Annotated in this window: 15 protein-coding genes; 11 read left to right on the forward strand and 4 right to left on the reverse strand. The window is 61.4% G+C overall.

The features are described 5' to 3' along the window. Positions 1–8: 8 nt before the first annotated feature. Genes phnE through BLU11_RS03795 form a run of 4 tightly spaced genes read right to left on the reverse strand, consistent with a single transcriptional unit; the run spans position 9 to position 3,293 of the window. Positions 9–773, reverse strand: a complete 765-nt coding sequence (phnE, locus tag BLU11_RS03780; protein ID WP_090272113.1) for a phosphonate ABC transporter, permease protein PhnE — start codon at positions 771–773, stop codon at positions 9–11. After that, positions 770–1,591 carry a PhnE/PtxC family ABC transporter permease gene (locus BLU11_RS03785; RefSeq protein WP_090276218.1) on the reverse strand — a complete coding sequence of 274 codons (822 nt, stop codon included), beginning with the start codon at positions 1,589–1,591 and terminating at the stop codon, positions 770–772. The genes phnE and BLU11_RS03785 overlap by 4 nt, the downstream gene beginning before the upstream one ends. 17 nt (positions 1,592–1,608) lie before the next feature. Further along, positions 1,609–2,430, reverse strand: coding sequence for a phosphonate ABC transporter ATP-binding protein (locus BLU11_RS03790; RefSeq protein ID WP_090272114.1), 822 nt, complete (start codon positions 2,428–2,430; stop codon positions 1,609–1,611). Then, positions 2,427–3,293: a putative selenate ABC transporter substrate-binding protein gene (locus BLU11_RS03795; protein ID WP_090272115.1), complete on the reverse strand. Its 867-nt coding sequence runs from the start codon at positions 3,291–3,293 to the stop codon at positions 2,427–2,429. Before BLU11_RS03795 ends, BLU11_RS03790 begins: the two co-directional genes overlap by 4 nt. Positions 3,294–3,779: 486 nt before the next feature. Between BLU11_RS03795 and BLU11_RS19190 the strand changes: the two genes are divergently transcribed. The 11 genes from BLU11_RS19190 to fliJ all read left to right on the forward strand — a co-directional run bounded on the left by BLU11_RS19190 (position 3,780) and on the right by fliJ (position 14,721). Then, the gene (locus BLU11_RS19190) at positions 3,780–4,628 is read left to right on the forward strand and encodes an SDR family NAD(P)-dependent oxidoreductase (RefSeq protein ID WP_157718541.1); all 849 of its coding nucleotides are present in this window, start codon (positions 3,780–3,782) and stop codon (positions 4,626–4,628) included. 242 nt (positions 4,629–4,870) lie between these two features. Beyond that, positions 4,871–5,407, forward strand: a complete 537-nt coding sequence (locus BLU11_RS03805) for a sugar dehydrogenase complex small subunit (RefSeq protein WP_090272117.1) — start codon at positions 4,871–4,873, stop codon at positions 5,405–5,407. Positions 5,408–5,417: 10 nt separating this feature from the next. Further along, positions 5,418–7,064: a GMC family oxidoreductase gene (locus BLU11_RS03810; RefSeq protein WP_090272118.1), complete on the forward strand. Its 1,647-nt coding sequence runs from the start codon at positions 5,418–5,420 to the stop codon at positions 7,062–7,064. Continuing rightward, a complete protein-coding gene (locus tag BLU11_RS03815) occupies positions 7,061–8,473 on the forward strand; it encodes a c-type cytochrome (protein ID WP_090272119.1) in 1,413 nt (470 codons plus the stop codon). The genes BLU11_RS03810 and BLU11_RS03815 overlap by 4 nt, the downstream gene beginning before the upstream one ends. A gap of 65 nt (positions 8,474–8,538) precedes the next feature. Continuing rightward, entirely contained in the window at positions 8,539–8,811 is a 273-nt protein-coding gene (locus BLU11_RS03820) for a hypothetical protein (RefSeq protein ID WP_090272120.1), read from the forward strand. A gap of 177 nt (positions 8,812–8,988) precedes the next feature. Continuing rightward, positions 8,989–9,324 carry a flagellar hook-basal body complex protein FliE gene (fliE, locus tag BLU11_RS03825; RefSeq protein WP_090272121.1) on the forward strand — a complete coding sequence of 112 codons (336 nt, stop codon included), beginning with the start codon at positions 8,989–8,991 and terminating at the stop codon, positions 9,322–9,324. Positions 9,325–9,361: 37 nt separating this feature from the next. Continuing rightward, complete coding sequence (fliF, locus tag BLU11_RS03830; protein WP_090272122.1) at positions 9,362–11,089, forward strand: flagellar basal-body MS-ring/collar protein FliF; 1,728 nt, start codon at positions 9,362–9,364, stop codon at positions 11,087–11,089. Beyond that, on the forward strand, positions 11,082–12,101 hold the full coding sequence (gene fliG / locus BLU11_RS03835) for a flagellar motor switch protein FliG (RefSeq protein WP_090272123.1): 1,020 nt from the start codon (positions 11,082–11,084) through the stop codon (positions 12,099–12,101). Before fliF ends, fliG begins: the two co-directional genes overlap by 8 nt. A 38-nt stretch (positions 12,102–12,139) precedes the next feature. Further along, the gene (fliH, locus tag BLU11_RS03840; RefSeq protein WP_090272124.1) at positions 12,140–12,937 is read left to right on the forward strand and encodes a flagellar assembly protein FliH; all 798 of its coding nucleotides are present in this window, start codon (positions 12,140–12,142) and stop codon (positions 12,935–12,937) included. Further along, entirely contained in the window at positions 12,924–14,273 is a 1,350-nt protein-coding gene (fliI, locus tag BLU11_RS03845; RefSeq protein ID WP_231702267.1) for a flagellar protein export ATPase FliI, read from the forward strand. Before fliH ends, fliI begins: the two co-directional genes overlap by 14 nt. Next, positions 14,266–14,721, forward strand: a complete 456-nt coding sequence (gene fliJ, locus BLU11_RS03850; protein WP_090272126.1) for a flagellar export protein FliJ — start codon at positions 14,266–14,268, stop codon at positions 14,719–14,721. The genes fliI and fliJ overlap by 8 nt, the downstream gene beginning before the upstream one ends. Positions 14,722–14,862: the final 141 nt, after the last annotated feature.

Raw genomic sequence — 14,862 nt, forward strand, 5'->3', positions numbered from 1 at the left:
GTAGGGTATTACCCCCAGCGCCGTCGCAGCCAGGCGCTCAGCGCATCGACCAGCAGCACCATCACCAGCATCGCCAGAATCACGCTCGAAGCTCTCGATTGCTGGAACAGGCTGAGGGTGACGTAGAGCATCTGGCCCAGTCCGCCGGCACCGACAAAGCCCAGCACCGCGGCCATGCGGATATTGTTTTCCCAGCGGTACAGGGTGTAACTCAGCCATTGCGCCAATACCCCTGGCAGGGTGCCGTAGCAGAATGCTGCGACCGGACCGGCGCCAGCATCACGCAGAGCACGGGTCGGGCTGGGCGGGGTGTTTTCCAGCGCTTCGGCAAACAATCGGCCCAATACGCCGGTGGTGTGCAATGCCAGCGCCAGGGTGCCGGCGAAGGGGCCGAGGCCGGCTGCCAGCACCATGAGCGCGGCCCAGACCAGTTCCGGGACCGAGCGCAGGGCATTGAGCAGCAGGCGAGCGAGCATCTTGGCCACGGCGCCCAGCCGTCCGGCCGCCAACAGGCTCAGTGCGGCGCCGGCCAGTGCTGCCAGCAGGGTGCCGATGGCAGAAATGGCCAGGGTTTCCAGAGCGCCGTGAAAAATCTGGCGTAGCCAACCGGGGGAGCTGTCCGGCGGGAAGAACGAGCGTGCATAGCTGTTCATCTGCTCCAGGCTGTCACCCCTGAACAGTGCGGCCAGATCCAGCTTCAACCAGCTGAATGATGCGACCAGCGCCGCCAGCAGCAGACCGCCCCACAACAGAACCTCCAGATGACGCTTCATGCCAGCCTCCGCCGCAGCAGGTTGCTGAGTTGATCAGCGGCAAGTACCAGCATCAGGAAGGTCAGCAGGATGGTCACCACCTCGCCGCCGGCAAACATGCGGATCGACAGGTCGATCATCTGGCCGAGCCCGCCGGCACCGACAAAGCCCATGATCACCGAGGCGCGGATGGCGCATTCCCAGCGGTACAGCGTGTAGGAGGTCAGCTCCTGGGCCGCGGCGGGCAGAATGCCATAGAAAAATGCCGCCAGCCGTGAACTGCCGGCTTGCAACAGTGCCAGGGCTGGCTGGCGATCCACTGACTCGTAGATTTCCGCATAAACCTTGCCAAGCATGCCGCTGTAGGTAATGGCGATGGCCAATACACCGGCGGTCGGCCCCAGACCCACCGCGCGCACGAACAGCAGGGCCCAGACGATTTCCGGAATGCTGCGCAGGACGATCAACAACAGGCGCGCCGGATAGCGCAGCAGCTGGCCGAGACGGCTCGGCTGTCCCCGCGACAACGCCGATATTGATAATGCCTGAGTGGAAATCAGGCTCAGGGGTACCGCCAGCAGCAGTGCCAAGGCAAGCCCAGCGGTGGCCATGGCCAGGGTTTCCAGGGTGGCCTTGCCAAGCAGGGCGAGAAAGCTCGAGGACAAGTCCGGTGGCCAGAAGCCGGCCAGAAAACGCGAGAAGATATCGATGTTGCGCGGATCAACCAGCGTTGCCGGGTTGAACTCGGTCAGTACCAGGCCGGGCCAGAGCAACAGCAGGGCCAGGACGCTCAGCAGTAACCGCGGCAGGGCGGCCGGATCACGTGAGCTGGCAGACATCCTGGGACGGGTGATGCTCAGGTGCATCGGCGTGGCGCCTTTGCCGAAACCGTTGGCAGTACCGATTCTGGATCTGCGTCCATGACAGACTCGCTGAAGCTGTCATTGTTGTACAGCTGATCCAGTTCCGCCTGAGTGACGCGTTCCGCCGGCAGATCGAACAGCACCTGGCCGGCGCGCAGACCAATGATCCGGGGGAAATGCCGCAGTGCCAGATCCACCGCGTGCAGGCTGGCAACCAGGCTGATGCCGCGCTCGGCCGCGACCTTGCCCAGCAGGTTCAGGGTATGGTCGGCCAAGACCGGGTCCATGGCCGATACCGGTTCGTCGGCCAGCAACAGATCGGCGCGTTGATACAGTACCCGAGCGATGCCGACGCGTTGCAACTGGCCGCCGGATAGCTGATCGCAGCGAGTGAACAGCTTGTCCTGCATATCCAGTGGTTCCAGTGCGGCGCGGGCACCGGCGGCATCCAGTGGATAGCACAGGGAGATCAGTGAGCGCAGCAGAGACCATTGACCCAGCCGGCCCGCCAGCACCGCCGTGACCACCCGCTGGCGCGGCGGCAAGGGTGGGCTCTGGTGAATCAGGCCGATGCGACTGCGCAGCCGGCGCAGGGCGCGACCTCTGAGTACAGCAGGATTGCCGTTCAGCAATTGCAACTGCCCGGCGCTGGCCTCAAGACCGGTACCCAGCAGCCGCAACAAACTGGTCTTGCCCGCACCGGACGGGCCGATGATGGCGACCCGTTCGCCTTGGGTAATGCTCAGATCGATGTCGTGCAGGGCTTGAAAACCATTGGCGTGGGTCAGCCCCACGCCTTCAAGCCGTAGGCTCACTGCAGCAGGCCGGCGGAACGGGCAGCCTCTTCGATGCCCTTGTAGTTGTCGGCGGTGGTTTCAACAAAGCGCGAAGCTCGCTGCAGGTCCAGGATCGCCTTGTGCTCGGGGTTTTCCGGGTCCAGTTTGAGGAAGGCGGCTTTTATATCCTGTACCAGTTGGGCATCCAGGTCACCGCGTACTGTCCAGTTGTAGTCGAAGTAGGTCGGTGTGGTGCTGTAGACACGCACCTTGTCGGTATTCACCTTGTGTTCCTCGACCAGTTTGTCCCACACCGACGTGTTCAGTACGCCCGCGTCCACGCGGCCGGCTTCAACCCAGGCGACGGTGGCGTCATGGGCACCGGAAAAGCCGACGCGGCTGAAGTCTTCATCCGGGCTGATACCGTTCTGCATCAGAAAGTAGCGCGGCATCAGGTGACCGGAGGTCGAGGACACCGAGCCGAAAGCGAAGCTCTTGCCTTGCAGGTCCTTGTGATCATTGATCTGGGGATCGGCGGTGATGAAGGTGCTGGTGAACACTTCATCCTGCTCGCGCTGCACCAAGGGGATGGCATCACCGGTGCGCAGTCGTGCCTGGACGAAGGTGAAACCGCCCAGCCAGGCCATATCCAGCCGGCCAGCGCCCAGCGCTTCAACCACACCGGCGTAGTCGGATACCGCCTGGAATTTCACTTCCATGCCCAGCTCCTGCTGCAGATAGGCGCCCAGCGGTTCGAATTTGCGCAGCAGTTCGGTAGGTGCTTCATCAGGAATGGCGGACACGCGCAGTACCTTGGTTTCGGCGTGGGCAGGCAAAAAACTGGCGGCAAGGGTCAAGCAAGCACCGGCCAGGATGGCCAGTGGGCGGCGAAAAGTCGACATGTGATGCTCCGGTTCAATAGCGGAAGACTCCCGCTCAGTGGTCGAGGCTGGGCGAGGCGTGGCGCAAGTTTACTGGAACCGAGCGGGCGGGCAAACTGCTATGCACAAGTATGTTTGGTTCCTAAAGCCCGCAGCGTATTACCTCGGCGCGCACCAGCTGTTCGCCGGAGTCGTTCTCGAGCCAGCCGAACGGATTCCAGCCCAGCCGGTACGCCGTCACTCGATAGTGTTCACCAGCGGTCAACTCCCACCTCAGCTCGAGGATGCAGGTACGACGTCGCGGCTCCGATGGTACGACAACTGGGTGTGGCAGCGAGGCAGGCGCGCTACGCCCTCAGAGCTGCGCTCTTTTATAAACCGGATTACTGGCCTCCGATCAACCGGGCGCATAGCGCTGGCGGCAGCGTCCTGCGCGCGGCATGCTCCGTGCATCGGGTAAATCGCGCTGCGTACTTTCAACCAGCGCACCAACAGGGGAACTCAGGTATGCAGGACTTTAACAACAAGGTAGCAGTGATCACCGGTGGCGGCAGCGGCCTGGGTCGCGAACTGGCATTGTGCTGCGCAGCACGTGGCATGAAGCTGGTATTGGGTGATGTGGACGAAGCCGGCATGCAGGAGACCTTGCGTCTGGTTGAAGAGACGCACCCGGGCACCGAAGGAATCACCATGCGTCTGGATGTATCCAGGCTGGAGCAGGTTCAGGAATTGGCAGCGCTGAGCAAGAGCCGCTTTGGTGCTGCGCACCTGATCTTCAACAACGCTGGCGTGAGCGTCAACGGACCGATCTGGCAGAGCACGGAGCATGACTGGGACTGGGTACTCGGCGTCAATCTGTACGGTGTGGTCTGGGGCATCAAGGCATTTACTCCGATGCTGATCGAGCAGAATGAAGGCCATATCATCAATACCGCATCCGCCGCCGGCTGGCTGAATGGCCCGAGCAGCGGGATCTACAACGTCAGCAAGACCTCGGTGGTAGCCATCTCCGAAACCCTGGCGCTGGACCTGCGCGACGCCCAGGCCAATGTCGGCGTGACCGTGCTGTGCCCGGCCTTCTTCCCCACCGGCATCCACCAGTCTGACCGCAACCGTCCGGCGGACAAGGCCGACACCGTCGAGAAGAGCGAAGTCTCGCTCAAGCGCGCCGCCGCGTTGAAATACGCCGTCGAGCATGGCCGCATCCCGGCAGCCGATATCGCCGAAATGACCCTCAAGGCGGTGGAAAAGGATCAGTTCTATGTTTTCCCACACCGCAAGATCAAGCAACTGATCAAGCTGCGCGCCGAAGCAGCGGACCGGGAAAAGGGCGTGTTTGATTCGATGAATCCCTGAAGGAGAAAGAGTCGCCTGGGCGCGGTGAGGGTTATCGTTTCGTCCCACGGCGGGCACCGAACTTCCGGGGGGCGCTTCGCACGCCGTCGCGGCGAGGCGCCCCTCCTAGAATTGGTTCAGGCTCGGTTTCCTGTAGGAGGCCCGCCCCGGGTGTACCTCTGCTCCGATATCCTTGTTCTGAATATGGCGAAACAGAGCTTTTTGACTACGCTGACATGGTGACCTCAAAGTGAGTGCCAGCCATGTCGTCAGTTTCGCAGGAAAACAACGGAGCACCCGAGCCGGTGCCAGACGGTGCTCCGCAGATCTCTCGACGGGTAATTCTTGGTGGGCTGCTGACTGCCTACACGGCGTCGCTGATTCCCTGGGCGGTGGCGCAATCGGCGCCGGATACCGATCGCGGTAATTTTCTTGCCCTATCCGCACTGGTCGCCGGCCGACAATCGCTGGATAACGATCTGGCGATGCGCTACTACGATGCCCTGGCCGCAACCGATCCCGACTTTCCTTCCGCCGTCACCGCTCTGCTGACGCTGATCAACCAGCAGCAGATCGATCCCATGCAATTGCAGGCAACCCTGGACGAAAACCATCCCGAACTGGCGGGTGTGCCGCGCAAAATCGCCACTGCCTGGTTTCTGGGCATGGTCGATGTCGGCGACCGGGTAAAGGTGTTTGCCTACGAACATGCGCTCAATGCCGAGGCCGTCAGTGACGTACTCAAGCCACCCAGCTACTGCTATGGCGGCTACGGCAGTTGGGCCAATAAGCCAAGCTGAGGAGCGCCCCGTGTCCGAACAGTTGTCTGCTGATTTTGTGGTCGTCGGCTCCGGTATCTGCGGCGCGCTGACGGCTCTGGTACTGGCGCAGCGGGGCGCGTCGGTGATCATGCTGGAAGCCGGGCCGCGGGTCGGTCGAGCCGAATTGCTGGCCAACTTCCGCAATTCCCCACGGCGCGGTGACTGGATGTCGCCCTATCCCTTCTCGCCATGGGCGCCCCATCCGGTTTACCGACCGGAGGACAATGAGTATCTGGTGCAGGCCGGGCCTTATCCCTATCCCGCGGAATACATCCGCATGGTCGGCGGCACCACCTGGCATTGGGCGGCGCTGGCCTGGCGCTACGTTCCCAATGACCTGCGCATGGCCAGCCTGTATGACGTCGGCGTTGACTGGCCTTTCACTTATGACGAACTCGATCCCTACTATCAATGGGCCGAGGAGTTGATGGGCGTGGCGGCGGCAGGGGAGGAGCATCCCGAATCGCCGCGCAGCCAGCCTTATCCGTTGGAGCCCGTCGCCGAGCCCTGGGCCATGCGTCGCATTCGCGAGCGGCTGACCGGCACCTATGCGGTGGCCAACAACCCGGTGGCGCGTAACAGCCGCACCTTCGGCGGTCGTCCGGCCTGCTGTGGCAGCAACAACTGTCAGCCGATCTGTCCGGTCGACGCGCAGTACCACGGCGGTATCTCGGTGGCGGCAGCAGAAGCTGCCGGGGTAAGGCTGATCAGCAGCGCGGTGGTCTACAACCTGGAGCACGACGAGCAGGACAGGATCGTCGCCGCTCATTATTACGATCCTGACAAGAACAGCCATCGCATTACCGGCAAGACCTTTATCGTCGCCGCCAACGGCATTGAAACGCCGCGGCTGCTGCTCATGTCCACCAGCGACCGCTTCCCCAACGGCATCGCCAACAGTACCGATATGGTCGGTCGGTATCTGATGGATCACCCCAGCACCTCGCTGACCTTCGACGCCGATGAGGAAATCTGGCTCGGCCGGGGACCGCAGAGCCCGAGTTCCATCAGTGCCCTGCGCGACGGCGCCTTTCGTTCGGAGTATTCCGCCTACCGGCTGGACTTCACCAATATCTCGCGGGTCGACAGCACCACCCAGCGGCTATTGAAAGAGGGCGTCTACGGTCCCGAATTCGAGCGGCGGCTGCGTTACAGCGCGGCCCATGAAATGAGCGTGAAAACCGTCCTCGAAGTGCTGCCCGTTCCGGACAACCGCATTGCCCTGAGCGAACGCAAGGATGCCTTGGGTCTGCCGCGCCCCCAGGTGCATTACGCTATCGATGCCTATACCCGTGGCGGCGCCCAGGACGCAAAACAGCATTTCACCCGGATAGCCGAGCTGATGGGGGGCAGTAATCTGCGTTTCACTGCGGATGACTACTTCGCCAATAACCAGCATATCTGCGGCACCGTGAGCATGGGAGATGATCCAGCGGTATCGGTCTGTGACGGCTGGGGGCGCACCCATGACCACGAGAATCTGTTTCTGGTCGGCACCGGCGTGCTGCCGACCGCCGGTACCTGTAACTCCACCTTGACGGCGGTGGCGGTGGCCTTGCGCTCGGTCGACGCGATGCTGCCCGACCCGACCATTGCGCGCGAACCCGCGGCGGCGGCCGAGAGGACAGGGTCATGACGATCAGGATAGTGCCGAAACAGCGTGTCTGTCAGTTGCTCGGCGGTGTGCTGATCGCCGCCAGCCAGGCGCTGACAGCAGCCCCCGCGGACAATGAATCGATGAGCCATGGCGAATATGTAAGCATCCTTGGCGATTGCGTTGCATGCCATACGGTACCCGGCGGGGAGCCCTTCGCTGGCGGGGTCAGATTACCGACACCGATCGGCGATATCATTGCCACCAACATCACGCCGTCGACCAGCGCTGGTATCGGCAACTACAGTCTCGAACAGTTCGATGCCGCCGTCCGCCAGGGCATTCGGGCCGATGGCAAGCGTCTCTACCCGGCCATGCCCTATACCGCCTACGCCAAGGTGTCGGATGAAGACATCGCGGCGATGTATGAATGGTTCATGAATGAAGTCGAGCCGGTCGAGCAGCGACCGCCCGCCACCGAACTGCCATTTCCCTTCAATATCCGCTTGTCCATGTCTGCCTGGAATCTGTTGTTCCTGGATGATCAACCCTTCACGCCCGATCCATCCCAGAGCGAGGAATGGAACCGGGGCGCCTATCTGGTGGAAGGTCTCACTCACTGTGGCACCTGCCACACGCCACGTAACCTGCTGATGGCCGAGGATAATGATCGGGCCTTGGCTGGCGGCGCGGTCGGCGCCTGGGCGGCGCCGGATATCACGCCTAACCCGGAGACCGGTATCGGCGACTGGAGTAGCGAGGAAATCGTTCAGTACATGAAGACCGGCAGCATCGCCAAAAGCCAGGCCTCCGGGCCGATGGCCGAAGCGGTTGATCACAGTTTGCGCTATGTCACCGATCAGGACCTGCACGCTATGGCTGTGTACCTGAAAAGCCTGCCGGCAGCGGAAGCGGGCGAGGTGGTGCAGGCCGTGCACACCTGGGGCGGGGAGGGCGATAAGCTGGCTGAGGTGCGTGGTATCGACTGGCCGGACGACCGTGATCAGCTGAGCGGTCCGCAACTGTTCGACGCCTATTGCGCCGCCTGTCACCAAGCGGCGGCGCAGGGTACGCCCGATGGCGTCATGCCGGCGTTGTTCAACAACACCGCCACCGGCCGCACCCAGACCAACAATCTGGCGTTGGTGATCCTCGGTGGTATTCATTGGGTAGCCGAAGGGCACGAGGTGCATATGCCCGGCTTCGCCCATGAACTGTCGGATCAACAGATAACCACCCTCAGCAACTACCTGACCGACATGTATGGCAACCCCGAGGCTGAAGTGACGGTCGATCAGGTAGCCGCATTGCGCGAAGGCACGGCCACGGCTGACGGGCAGCCCGACCTGTTGCTGTTGGTGCGCATTGGCCTGCTGGTGGGCGTGGTTGTGGTGATTTTGCTGGTGATCTGGCTGCTGCGCCGTCGGCGTCATCACAGATCGCATTATTGAAATATGGCACCTGGGGCCGGCAATCCTGTCGTAAACAGAGACGACCCCCGTTTTGGAGAACTGCCATGCGACTGACCTATCTTTGCGTACCCCTGTTCACCCTGCTGCTTGCCGGCTGTGGTGATGATGAAGAACCCACCTTCCCCGAAACCAACACCGCGCCGCAGACCGAGGAATACGGCACCCCAACCGATCCGACCAATGATCCGATGGACCCCAACAACACCACCGCTGAACCACCAGCTGACAGCGGCACCGGCCTGGGCACCGAATACGGCACCGATAGCGGTGAAGTAACCGACCCGGCTACCGGCGCAGGCTCCGGCACCACGCAGTAACCCGCACCCTGTCACGGCCGGCCAGCCCAAACTTCCCGCTCCCTCTTTCAGAAGAGGGAGCGCGGTCGTGGCGAGCATCAATTTCTGCTGCTGAAACTCCAATCTGGCATCAATATTGCTATCAACTCTGCAAAGCTGATCTTGCCGTCAAAATATTTACGGCCTGGAGAATGAGTCATGACGCAGGGTGTTGAGTTCAATCGTCTGATGTTGCAGATGCGTTCCATGCAGGTGGAGGCGATGAGCCGTCCGCAGCCGGTGGCGCCGACTGCACCGCAGGATGTCAAGGCGCCGGCATTCGATGACCTCTTGCAACAGGCAGTCAATCGCGTCAATGAGCTGCAGCAGACTACCAGCGAACTGCAGACCGGTTATGAAAAAGGCGTGCCGGGTATCGACTTGGCGGAGGTGATGGTCGCCTCGCAGAAGTCCAGCGTTGCCTTTCAGGCCATGACCCAGGTACGCAACAAGTTGATCACCGCGTACGAAGACATCATGAAGATGCCTATTTGATTCAGCCTGCTGTTATGTTTGATCGAGGATTTGATTGATGGATGCTGCGAGCACCCCGAATACCCCCGCCACTCGACCTGACCCGGCTGCCGATACTGTGCGCAAGCCCTTCATGGGACTGGGTTTTCTGGATAATCTGGCGCAGCTGCCGATGCTGCGTCAGTTTGCCTTGTTGGTTGGTCTGGCTGCCAGTGTGGCGATTGGTTTTGCGGTGGTGCTCTGGTCGCAGCAGCCGGAATACCGGCCGCTGTACGGCAGTATGGATAACCTCGATGCCACGCAGGTGATCGAGGTGCTGCAGCAGAGCCGTATCCGTTACAAGGTCGAGCCCAGCAGTGGCGCGCTATTGGTACAGGCGGACGATCTGGCTGACGCACGACTGCGCCTGGCCAGTGCCGGGGTTATTCAGGGTGACGGCAATCTGGGGTTCGAGATTCTCGACCGCGAGAAAGGCTTGGGCACCAGTCAGTTCATGGAGGCCACCCAGTATCGCCGTGGTCTGGAAGGCGAAATGGCGCGGACCATTTCCAGCCTGTACAACGTCAAGGCGGCGCGGGTGCATATCGCCATGCCACGCTCCACGGTATTCGTGCGCGATGATCGCAAGCCCAGTGCCTCGGTGCTGCTTGAGATGTATGCGGGTCGCAAATTGGAGCCCGCCCAGGTCATGGCCATCGTCAATCTGGTGGCGACCAGTGTGCCCGAGCTGAACAAGGATCAGGTCACCGTGGTCGATCAGCACGGCAACTTGCTTTCCGATCAAAACGAATTGAACGAGCTGACCATTGCCGGTCGCCAGTTTGACCATACCCGGCGCCTCGAGGACACCTATACCCGCCGGGTGCACAATATCCTGCAGCCGGTGCTGGGTACCGGCAATTACAAGGCGGAGGTCTCCGCTGATGTGGATTTCAGCACCATGGAGTCCACCTCCGAAAATTTCAATCCCGAGTCCTCACTGCGCAGTGAGCAGGTGGTATCCGAGCAGCGCGCCAGCGGTCAGTCGCCGCAGGGTATCCCGGGTGCCTTGAGCAACCAGCCGCCGGGTGTTACGCAGGTGCCAGAACAGGTCATCGACCCCGAAACCGGCGAACCGATCGTTGTCGCACCGCCGCGTGATTCGAGAGAGCAGGCGACGCGCAACTATGAGCTGGACCGGCAGATCAGCTATACCCGGCAGCAGCAGGGCCGGTTGAATCGTCTGTCCGTGGCGGTGGTTGTGGACAATCATCAGCAGGTCAACGCTGAAACCGGCGAGACGACCAGTGTGCCGCTGAGCGAAGCCGAGTTGACCAGCCTGACTCAGCTTGTGCGTAACGCTGTGGGCTACGATGCGACCCGCGGTGACAGTGTCAGCGTGGTCAACAGTGCCTTCATGCCTGCTGGCGAGGCCGCCGAACTGCCGGAGATACCGTTCTGGACCCAACCCTGGTTCTGGGACATCGCCAAGCAGGCGCTGGGCATTCTGTTCATACTGGTGCTGGTGTTCGGCGTGCTGCGGCCGGTACTGAAAAGCCTCAGTGGCGGTAATCGCAATGCGGTCGCCGAGGGTGCGGACTACCCGGCCTTGAGTGATGCCGGATTATTGGCGGATGACTTGCGTGACGATACCGTCAGCCTGTCCGGACCGACCAGCGGGCCGGCACTGCTGCCGCCACCGAGTGCCGGCTACGAGCAGCAGCTCAATGCAATCAAGGGCCTGCTGGCGGAAGATCCGGGTCGGGTAGCGCAGGTAGTCAAAGAATGGATCAATGCAGATGAGTGAAGAAGCCAAGCGTACCCAGAAACTCAGTAAACTCGACAAGGCGGCGATCTTTCTGCTGAGCCTGGGCGAGTCTGATGCTGCTGCCGTACTGCGTCACATGGGCCCGAAGGAAGTACAGCGGGTCGGCAGTGCCATGGCCGGGTTGCGTACCGTGCAGCGTGACCATGTGCAGCAGGTGATGGCGGACTTTATCGAAGTGGCTGGTGATCAGACCGGCCTCGGTGTCGGTGCCGACGGCTACATCCGCACCATGCTCACGCAGGCCTTGGGAGAAGACAAGGCCAACAGCCTGGTCGATCGTATTCTGATGGGTGGCAGCACTTCGGGACTGGACAGCCTGAAATGGATGGAGCCGCGTGCTGTGGCTGATGTTATCCGTTATGAACATCCGCAGATTCAGGCGATCGTGGTGGCCTATCTGGATCCGGACATGGCTGCCGAAGTCATCGGCTATTTTGATCACAAGGTGCGGTTGGACGTGCTGTTGCGCGTGGCTGCGCTTAATACAGTGCAGCCCTCGGCGCTCAAGGAACTCAACGAGATTCTCGAAAAACAGTTCGCCGGCAACTCCAATACCACCCGCGCCAACATGGGCGGGATCAAGCGCACCGCTGACATCATGAATTATCTGGAGAGCGGCGCCGAAGCGCAGCTGATAGAATCCATCCGGGATATGGATGAGGATCTGTCGAACAAGATCGAGGATCTGATGTTCGTGTTCGACAACCTGGCGGATGTGGATGATCGCGGTATCCAGACGCTGCTGCGCGAGGTATCGACCGATGTACTGGTCATTGCGCTCAAGGGCGCCGACGAAATGATCAAGGACAAGATCTTCCGCAACATGTCCAAACGTGCCTCGGAACTGCTGCAGGACGACCTCGAGGCCAAGGGCCCGGTGCGTATCAGCGAAGTGGAAGCGGCGCAGAAGGAAGTGCTCGCCATTGCCCGCCGTATGGCCGACGCCGGAGAAATCGTGCTCGGTGGCAAGGGTTCCGAGGAAATGATCTGACGAAGTCCTGCACTGCGCGGATGCAGAGGTGACAGAAAATGACCGAGAAAAAGGACAGCGAGCTGATTCGCGCGGATCAGTTGCAGGCTTTCAACCTCTGGGATATGCCCAGTTTCGATGAGGCGCCGCATCATGTCCCCCGCGATGTCGCCGAACCGGACCAGGTGCTGGAGCCGGAGCCGCAAGCTCCGGTTGCGGACGAGCCGCCCGACGAGCCGGAGGTCAAACCCTTCACCGTCGAGGAGCTCGAACAAATTCGCGCCGAAGCCTATAACGAAGGTTTTGCCACCGGTGAACGCGACGGCTTCCATTCCGGTCAGTTGAAGGCCCAGCAGGAAGCCAAGACCCGTACGGATGCCCGGCTGGCCGAGCTGGAAGCTGTCATGGCCCAACTGCTGGAGCCGATGAAACAGCAGGATGAGCAGATCGAAGACATGCTTCTGCAGCTATTGGAAAGCATGGTGCGCCAAGTCATACAGCGCGAGCTGCAGAGCGACTCCAGCCAGATTGCGCAGGTGCTGCGCGGGGCGCTCAAGGCGCTGCCGATGGGTGCCGACAACATTCGCATCTACCTCAATCCCGCCGATTTCGAAGCGGTGAAGCACATCCGTGAGCGCCATGAGGAAAACTGGCGCCTGCTTGAAGACGATCAGTTGCTCCCCGGCGGCTGTCGTCTCGAGACCGAGCATAGCCAGGTGGATGCCAGCCGCGAGACCCGTCTGCAGCAGATCATCGAACAACTCTACGAACAACAGCGCGAACAGCGCGCGCATCCTCCTGAGGCCGACCTGATCATTGATGCTGGTGTTGCGGAGGCTGACAGTGGGCAATCCTGAGCGCATCAGTTTTGCCCGTCGTCTCTCCCGCTATGCAGTCGCTGCCGAATTGCCCGCCGCACCGGTGGTCGAAGGCCGGCTGATCCGCATGGTCGGTCTGACGCTGGAGGCCGAAGGCCTGCAGGCACCGGTCGGCAGCCGTTGTGTGGTGATCAACGAAACACCCCAGGGCGAAACCCGGGTCGAAGCCGAAGTGATGGGCTTTGCCGGCAGCAAGATCTACCTGATGCCGGTGGATCGTATGCAGGGCCTGCAGCCAGGAGCGCGGGTGGTACCGTCTGCTGGTGGCGGCAAGTTGCCGATGGGCGGCGACATGCTGGGGCGGGTGCTCGACGGTATCGGTCGTCCGTTGGACGGCAAAGGCGCCTTTAAATGCGAAGACTGGGTCGACCTCAACGGCCCGGTAATCAACCCGCTCAAACGTCATCCCATCGAAGAGCCACTGGATGTGGGTATTCGCTCGATCAACAGCATGCTCACTGTCGGTCGCGGCCAGCGTCTCGGTCTGTTCGCCGGCAGTGGCGTGGGCAAGAGCGTATTGCTGGGCATGATGACGCGTTTTACCGAGGCGGATATCACCATTGTTGGTCTGATCGGCGAGCGGGGCCGTGAGGTCAAGGAGTTCATCGAACAGATTCTTGGCGAGGAAGGCATGGCGCGCTCGGTGGTGGTTGCCTCGCCGGCGGATGATGCGCCCTTGATGCGCCTGCGCGCAGCCATGTATTGCACGCGGGTGGCCGAGTATTTCCGTGACAGGGGCAAGAACGTCTTGCTGTTGATGGATTCGCTGACCCGCTTTGCCCAGGCTCAGCGCGAGATTGCCTTGGCCATCGGCGAGCCGCCGGCGACCAAGGGTTATCCGCCGTCGGTATTCGCCAAATTACCGGCACTGGTCGAACGTGCCGGTAATGCGGAGGAGGGCGGTGGTTCGATTACGGCGTTCTACACCGTGCTGTCCGAAGGTGACGACCAGCAGGATCCGATTGCCGACGCCTCGCGGGCCATCCTCGACGGTCACGTGGTGCTGTCGCGGCGACTCGCCGAGGAAGGGCATTATCCGGCAATTGATATCGAAGCGTCGATCAGCCGCGCCATGCCGCAGATAGTGCCGCCGGAGCATCTGCAGCAGGCTCAGCTGCTCAAGCAGTTGTATGCCCGCTACCAACAGAATCGTGACCTGATCAGCGTGGGTGCCTATGCGGCTGGCTCCGACCCGATGACCGACAAAGCCATCGCCAGGATTCCCGGCATTCAGGGCTTTCTGCGCCAGGGCCTGCGTGAGAGCTTCAATCTGACCGATAGCCGCGCTGCCATGGAGCAGCTGATCAATGAGTGACAGCCGTGTGCGGCGCATGGCGCCCGTGCTGGATCTGGCGCTGGAAGAAGAAAAGAAGGCCGCTGGCATGCTCGGTGAATGTCAGAAGCAGCTTGATGATGCGTCAGCCCGCTTGCGTGATCTGGAGCATTACAGCGGCGAGTATGCCAAGGGCTGGACCCAGCGCGGCGGGGAAGGGGTCGGGCGTGAGTGGCTGATCAACTATCAGGCCTTCATGGCGCAGATGCAGACAGCCATCGAGCAGCAGAAGCAGACCTTGGGCTGGCATCAGCAGAGTCTGGAGCGCGCGCGGGACACCTGGCGCCAACGCTATCAACGGGTCGAAGCCCTGCGCAAGTTGATTGCCGGCTATCGAGAAGAGGCCCGGACTCGAGCCGACAAACAGGAACAGAAGTTGCTGGATGAACTGACTCAACGCGCCTTCGCCCATCGCCGGCAACCCGATTGAAGCATGTGTTCAATATGTGAGCCAGTTGGCAATTCCATAAAAGGGTAACCTGTCGAGCGTAGTCTTTACCTGGCGGCTTGGGCATACTCCTGCCGCGTGCCGCGCCCCCCTTTGTGCGCTTGATCCCTTGGCTTCTTTTAT

The organism is Halopseudomonas litoralis, assembly GCF_900105005.1.
Classification (GTDB): Bacteria; Pseudomonadota; Gammaproteobacteria; order Pseudomonadales; family Pseudomonadaceae; genus Halopseudomonas; species Halopseudomonas litoralis.